General features: G+C 56.5%; 6 protein-coding genes. All 6 read right to left on the bottom strand.

Annotated features, from left to right (window positions below; translation table 11 throughout):
• The coding region (locus Q1B15_RS05735; RefSeq protein ID WP_299751444.1) for a DUF2182 domain-containing protein at positions 1–422 on the bottom strand (422 nt) is incomplete at its 3' end.
• A 23-nt stretch (positions 423–445) separates the two neighbouring features.
• The gene (locus tag Q1B15_RS05730; protein ID WP_299751442.1) at positions 446–1,048 is read right to left on the bottom strand and encodes a DUF1326 domain-containing protein; all 603 of its coding nucleotides are present in this window, start codon (positions 1,046–1,048) and stop codon (positions 446–448) included.
• Positions 1,049–1,627: 579 nt separating this feature from the next.
• Positions 1,628–2,509: an RNase adapter RapZ gene (gene rapZ, locus Q1B15_RS05725; RefSeq protein WP_299751439.1), complete on the bottom strand. Its 882-nt coding sequence runs from the start codon at positions 2,507–2,509 to the stop codon at positions 1,628–1,630.
• A gap of 2 nt (positions 2,510–2,511) precedes the next feature.
• On the bottom strand, positions 2,512–3,621 hold the full coding sequence (locus tag Q1B15_RS05720) for an ABC transporter ATP-binding protein (RefSeq protein ID WP_299751437.1): 1,110 nt from the start codon (positions 3,619–3,621) through the stop codon (positions 2,512–2,514).
• 1 nt (position 3,622) lies between these two features.
• Positions 3,623–5,419 (bottom strand): iron ABC transporter permease, encoded by a 1,797-nt coding sequence (locus Q1B15_RS05715; protein ID WP_299751434.1) that lies wholly within the window; start codon positions 5,417–5,419, stop codon positions 3,623–3,625.
• A gap of 127 nt (positions 5,420–5,546) precedes the next feature.
• A complete protein-coding gene (locus Q1B15_RS05710; RefSeq protein ID WP_299751431.1) occupies positions 5,547–6,665 on the bottom strand; it encodes an extracellular solute-binding protein in 1,119 nt (372 codons plus the stop codon).
• Between the last annotated feature and the right edge of the window lie 650 nt (positions 6,666–7,315).

Genomic DNA, 7,315 nt, shown 5'->3' with positions numbered 1-7,315 from the left:
AAGCCACCGGCAATCGACTGGTCCTGAAGCCTAAGCATGGGCGAAAGCATCCCCCCACGTTGAAACCCCCATTGCGCAGCAGCCGCGACAGCACTGAACAAGGTCCAGGTCAAAACGTAACCAATCAGGAACCAGGTATTGGAATTAGTGGCGCCGGGATCTCTTTTTGCGGCGACGCGGCGGTGTACAACAAGCATGGGCATTGCCGATGGCAACATCATCGCCCCCATCATCACCGCCCACATTATCCAGACCGCCACGATTTCGCTGAGACCCCAATTCACATCCATCGGCATCATCATCGAAACAACCGGAGATGACATGTTCTCCGAAGACCAGAAGATGAGGAGCCACCCTAAGGCAGACAGCCCAACAAGGAAGAAGACACCGTTGCGCTGTTTGACAATTGCTGTGGTTTGCATCGTCACGAAAGATTACACACAGGTTAGTTCCAGTAGGCGAAATTAGTCGCGAACCCGCATCGTTCTGAATAGCTGAATGCAAGCGGCGCATCTTGTACAGACAAGTTCGAAATCGATTCCTGTCCCGGAAAGTCGTGCCCTGGAATACCACAGGACACTCGGCCATCGAATTCGAAATCCCGCACGACCTCAGCTGACGTCAGCGATCCGACATTGATGGTTTCTGCGCCGGCTGTGTGGTCAAGACGAATGTCTGCGGGAGTAATTCCCAAAACTTTCGAGAAAGTCGCCGCGACCCCAAAATTACCGCCTGCGTCACCTTTAAAGATCTGGGTAAGTGCCCCAAACTGCGGTTTCGAAGCATTCTTATCGATGTAGATGAAAACAGACCAGATGTCGTCACCCACATCATCATTGTAGGTTCCTGCGATCGAAACATTTAGTCCCGCCAGATCAATGCTCCCAAACTGGCCCTCCAGAATGTGCCAAGACAGCAAGAAATCGCAGTCTCCATATGTAGACCTACCGCCGGGAATGTCTCCTTGACGCCTACAGGGACAGATCGCTTCGCAGTTGCACGCCTCATAATAGCTGCCAGAAATTCGGAAATTCGCTCTAACATCCATCTCGGTCTCCCATGCTTTCAGCAGAGCCTCCCGGATCCCCGAAAGTTCCAGCCGACAACGGTTTTAGGCTAGCGAAGGCCAACGAGGCTGGCAAACAATTTGGACTGTGAGCGGCTGTGAGCGACTGAATATGATAGAGTGCGCATGCTTTGAACATCGCCAAATGAACGCCAGCTTTGTCCGCGATGCAGACCTCCAAGGACGGAAATGCTGCAGGGTGCATGAATGGCCGCTCTTGGTATGCCGCGCCGCGGTAAGGTCAATCTTGGTGAATGTCGGCAAAGGGCCGTTCATGTTGGTCGGGGCGAGATCGTTTGGCAGGATCGCTGCCATGCGGCTAACGGCAGCAAGGAGCCCTTTCGAGACCTTGGATTTCGTGCCAGCCCCTTCAAGCCAATGAGGTGGCCATCGTTCTTTGCGGCGGCGAAGAGTTGCCAAAGATTTCCCGAGACCGGCCATTCGCAGACGATATTCCGAAACGGGCGTGCCAATGGCGGCTCCGCGGGAATAAACTGCCGTGATGCTATCGATCTGAATGGAGTTACTTGTCACCCAACATTGGTCACTACGCGCACCAGCCTACTGAATATCGCGACAAAGGTTCTTTTTCAGGTCGCGGTGCACCTGTGCGACATGCTTGAAATCCTGTGCGAGCAGGCTCGCCAGTCGTTCGGTAATCGCTACGGAACGGTGTTGCCCACCGGTGCAGCCAATCGCCACAGTCAGACGAGCTTTTCCCGCGGCAGCGTACAATGGGATCCAGCGTTTAAGTAAAGTGCTGATCTCATCTATCAGGTTTTCGGCCTCGGGTTGCGCAAAGACATAGTCGGCGACGGGCCCATCCAGACCCGTCTGCGGACGCAATTCGGGTTCATAGTAAGGGTTGGTCAGAAAACGGACATCGAGCATGAGATCCGCGTCCAGTGGCACCCCGTGCTTGAAGCCGAAGCTCATCACGTCAACGTCGAGTTCCTGAGTGACGTCCCGGTTCAGTACAATGCGCCCCAGACGCTCTTTCAACGCGTGAGTATTTGTCCCTGTGGTATCGAGCACAAAATCGGCGCGCTCGCGTACCTGGGCCAGCAAAGAGCGTTCGGCAGCTATCTGTTCGTACAGGCTATGACCTTCGCGAACCGGGTGCCTTCGGCGAGACTCCGAATATCGCCGCACCAACACATCATCGCCGCAATCCAGAAACAGAATTCTGTGGGCAACCCCATCTTCACGCAATTGGCCGACAGCTGCGAGCAGATGGTCGAACATCGACCGCCCGCGCACGTCCATCGCGACGGCAAAACGATCGCCTTGCTCGGACGAGAGGTCGGAAAGCTTGGACAGTTCCTTCAACAGCTGCGGCGGCAGGTTGTCGATGCAAAAGAAATCCAGGTCTTCCAGAGCTTTCATGGCTTCGGTTTTTCCGGCTCCGGACATGCCAGTGACAAGCAACATCGGTTTGTTCAACGTCACACGCCTTCTGAATGATTTTGAGGGAGGGCAATCGCAAGGCCGTCTGCCGAGAAGAGCTTTACCGGATCGGGAACTGCTTCTACATGAACCGTACTGCCGAGTTGCAGTTGAGGTGCATCGTTCTGGCGAACTGTGAGCGTCTGCCCGTTCATATCGACGTGATAGTACCAATCAGACCCTGTCGGCAGCACCGCTGTGACCCGCGCAGACTCAGTGCCTGCCTTGGGCTGAGTATGCAACCGTATCTCCTCGGCACGCAGACCCAGAGTTACGGCGGAATTGTCTGGTTTCGCAATGCCTGACGGCAGCGCCAGCTCCAGCCCTACGCAACGGACTCGCCCATTTTTGATGCTGCCTTCCAGCAAATTGATGCGCGGATTTCCGAGGAAGTCGGCGGCGAACTTGTTTGCCGGACGGGAATAGACGTCGAGTGGTGGCGCAAACTGTTGCAGTTCGCCGCCTTGCATCAGCGCAATGTGGGTCGACATTGTCAGCGCCTCGAGCTGGTCGTGCGTCACATATACGATGGTTGCTCCAGTATCATGATGCAGGCGCTTAAGCTCGGCCCGCATATCCATGCGCAGTGTTGCATCAAGGTTCGAGAGCGGTTCGTCAAGCAAAAGCACCGATGGCTCCATCACGAGCACGCGGGCAATGGCAACACGCTGCTGTTGCCCGCCCGAAAGTTCACTGGTGTAGCGATCGAGCAATTCGTCGATCTGCAGCGCAGTTGCCACCTGTTCAAGACGCCGCGCCGCCTCTGTCTTGCCAATGTGCTGAACCTCCAGACCGAAAGTAATGTTCTTGGCGACAGTAAGATGCGGCCACAGAGCATAGCTTTGAAACACTAGTCCCAGGCCTCGTTTGGCCGGCGGCAGCGATCGTCCTTGATCCCGCGAAAATACAAGCTTGTCACCGATTCGAATGGTGCCGGTGGTCGGCATGTCGAGGCCTGCGATCATCCGAAGCGAAGTCGTCTTGCCGCAGCCGGATGGTCCAAGCAAAGTGGTAAACGAACCGTCCGGAATTTCGAGCGTCAAGTCACTCACCGCACGCACGTCCTTTCCATAGATGCGGGAAACCCGGTCTAATACAATTTCTGGCATCTTAGCCTCCAAGGCCCTTTGCGATACTTGTCCCCATCACTCGCCGGCTGACGACTGTGCTGGTCACAACGATTATGACCAAAAGCAGCACCATACCGTTCGTGTAGGGGTACCAACCACGATCCGTGTATCGCAGCGTGATAGTCGTTGCGAGCTGTGTTGCCGGGGTCACGAGCAGGATCAGCAGAGACAGTTCGCGCGTGACAGAAATAAAGGGCAGCAACATGCCGGAAAAGTAGGTCGATTTCTGTATGGGAATCAACACACGCCGCATGCGCGTCCACCAGGACGCACCTACCATGATTGCGGCCTCTTCCAGTTCCGGCCCTACTTGGCGGATAGCACTGACCCCGGCCTTTACTGCATAGGGCAAGTAACTGACCGTACAGACGATGACCAACAACCAGAAAGACCCGTGAAGCGATGGGATCGGTCCGCGCGGCACGGCGAACATCGCTAGGAATATCGCGCCGAGGGCGATTGAGGGCATAAGGTAGGGAAAGAATGACATCTGGTCCAGCGCCTGCGCGACCCAGCGGCCGCGCAGCCGTACAATCGCGTAGCCGACGAGTATTCCAAGAATGCCGGTAATAAGCGCAACCACCACAGCAAGCTTCATTGTGTTGCCCAGCGCCGACATCAGCTGCCAGTTTCGCAGGATACCTGGTTCACCGGTTCCGAGGCCAACAGTAAGACTCGCATCCCCGACCCAGTAGTGCCAAGTGAAATTGTCCCAGGAATAGATGCCCGGCCGCAGCATCACAGTGTCAATGGCCAATGCGGTGAGCGGTATCGCGATGACCGCGAAAATGAAACCCAGCACAAGTCCAGCGATTGGCCAGCGCCAGCGACCCAGTGCTACGAGACCGGCGCGTGCACCCTTGCCGGAAATGGTGACAAAGCTTCGACGTGTGCCAATGATCTTGTAGTCCATATAAAGCACCAGCACCCCTAGGGCGATCATGGCCACGGCGGCGAGGTATCCGATGCCCGGCCTCTGGCCGATCAAGTTTGCATAGAGCGATGTTGACAGCACGAATTCCCGCACCGGGCCGCCCAGGAACGCTGGTGTCCCAAAGGTGCCAAGACCCCTTGAAAACGTCAAAAGAAAGGTCGAGAAGATCGCCGGCAGGACCAACGGAATGACGATTCGACGCAGGATGGTCGGCCGCGACGCGCCTAGAAGTTCAGCCGATTCCTCGAGCTGTGCGTCGATATTGCGAAGGGCCCCGCCAATCAGCATGAAACCAAAGGGGAAGTAGTGCAACGCCAGGCAGATCGTGATCGGGAACAGCCCGTAGGCGAACCAGTCGGGTGTGACGACACCGGTCAGCGCGGTAAAGATCCCCTGATCGCCACCAATGCGTGTATTCTTGAACATGGTGATCCAGGCGAGCGCCAGCGTCCATGACGGCATGATATAAGGGATGATCGCCGCGTTCGAGATCAGACCTTTCATCGGCAGATCGGTACGCACCACCAGCCAAGCAAGGGTGCCGCCGATTGCCAGCGCCAGAAACGACATGCCTAGCGCGATCCTGAGAGTATTCAGCAGCGGCCGGTAGAAGAACGCATATGCATTCTCGCTCAGGAAATTGCGTTCCCAGTGAGCAAAGGTCAGGTCGCCGACACTCGAACCAGGTATCTGGAAGCGTTCAAGCGGATGGATCAGGAAAGTTTCGCGCAGCATCAGGAACAGCGGCACAATGACCAGATATCCAAGGATGATCAGAAAGACGAACGCAAGAACACTCTGGGGCGTCAGGCCAAGGCGAAATCGGTTGTATGCGTTGCGCATTCGGGGTCGTCCTCAGCTCTTTGTCGAACCCGGTACTCGCCTGCGCCTCGCTTCGGCAATCGGGGCCTGCGGTGTGTCGCAGGCCCCGGGCTACAGGTGTCACAGGATGTGATTATGTCTGGCAGTGTCAGCGCTGCGCGTACTTCAGCCAGGTATCGAGCACGATGCCGCGGTTCTCGGCCGCGAAGTCGAGGTCGTAGGACCACATGCGTTCTTCCCACCAAGAGAAGGGCATGTCGCCCTCGAAGGGAATTTGGTTGGGGTTAGGTGTGTAAACGCCAGGTGAATCCGCCCACGGCGCGAAACCGTCCAGCGTACCCAGATATTCCATGAACATCTTGGCCGCATTCGGATGTTTTGCGTTGGCCGACAACTGCAGGACAATCGGATAGTAATATCCAAGCGTCGGATCAATCTGCCGGCTGTCGGAAATGCGCAGATCCTGCAATTTCGCGTCGCGATGCTTGGAGTAGACATAGAACATGCCGTAGGGCGGATCTTCTTGCCCGGCTGAGCCGATGGCCTTCGATATCTTTGTGTCCGACGTCATGATGATCGCATCATTCTGCAGAAAACGCTTGATGAATTCCAGACCGGCGTTGGCCTCCGTCATCTCTAGAGGCTTGCCAAAGCGGCGCTCGTACGCGGCTTCAAGCTCGTCACTGCGACGCACCCATTCGGTCAGGGCGTTCTGATGTTCCCCGGTGATCGCCACGTCCCTGATCATGACGCGTCCGCGATATTCCTCGGTCGTCACATCCCAAACGCTCTCCAACGGATCGGCGTCGGGATGCTTGTCAGTATTATAGCCGAAAATGCGGTTGATATAGCCCAGCACAAGTGGGTTCTGATGACGTTCTGCAAAAAGCTCACGGGCCGTCGGTGGGATATAGTTGATGAAATATCCGGTGCTGGACAGAAGTTCGCGGGCGGCCACCCAATCCTCAGCGACAATCATGTCGACTTCGTTCAAGCCTGCCACTGATTCCTGATAGGCCCGCTGGATAAGGTCCTGCTCGCCCAGCCGCACAACCTCCACGGTGATGCCGGTATTTGCAGAGAATTTCTCCGCCGCCTTGGCTGTACGACTTGTGGTCGAATAAACTAGCAGCGCGCCCTCCGCCTTTGCGGCAGTCTCAACCTGGCTCCAATCCTCTTCCTGGGCATGTGCGAAACCGCCCCCTAAGATGATCCCTGCGGTTAATGCCGCCGCACCAAATTTACGTATCCATGTCTTGCTGAACATTCAAATTCTCTCCCTCGACCCGCAACTGCCCACAGTCGCGCGGCGCGGGTCTATACGCGCACGCCCCCTCCGCTGGCAGATTGCTCGCGTGAATTTGACAGGCTCGTAGAATACTTGCGCAGTTCATCGATAGTCAATAGGCCGATTGAACGGCGGCGGCGAAGGCAGTGGGTCACCGTCCTTGCGGTGCGCATTCGCACCTGCAAAATGCTGCGTAGCGCGCCAAAGGCAGCTTTTGACGCGGCGGCGCGCCATGTCCGAAGGCCGGAAAGTGTCTGCGGCGGACGGAAAGCACCAGCTGAATTGATTTGAGTGAAGGTCGGGTTGGTCCCGCAACTGAGACATCGAGAGTGAGCGCAGCGAATGGCCGGATTGGATTTTGTCGACTTGGCATGTTGCCAATATCGGGTTTGGTAATTTTTCGCTGCGCTGCGCTGCCGCAGAGCCTGTGGGTGTGGGCCGTGTGCCGAGGCCATGATCTACGCCACAACCGCATCAGGCCGGTTTGTCCGCACACCGACGTTTTAGCCGACAAAAATGCTGCGCCATGCACGAATGGCCGCAATGCGAAAGCTGCACCGCAGCGTTGTATGGAGCGGCCAAAGTCCGGTTAGGGCCGTTCATGTTGGTCGGGGCGAGATCGTTTGGCA

Origin of the sequence: uncultured Boseongicola sp. (assembly GCF_937988555.1) — a bacterium.
GTDB lineage: Bacteria > Pseudomonadota > Alphaproteobacteria > Rhodobacterales > Rhodobacteraceae > Boseongicola.
This window is presented reverse-complemented; position numbering and strand designations above follow the sequence as displayed.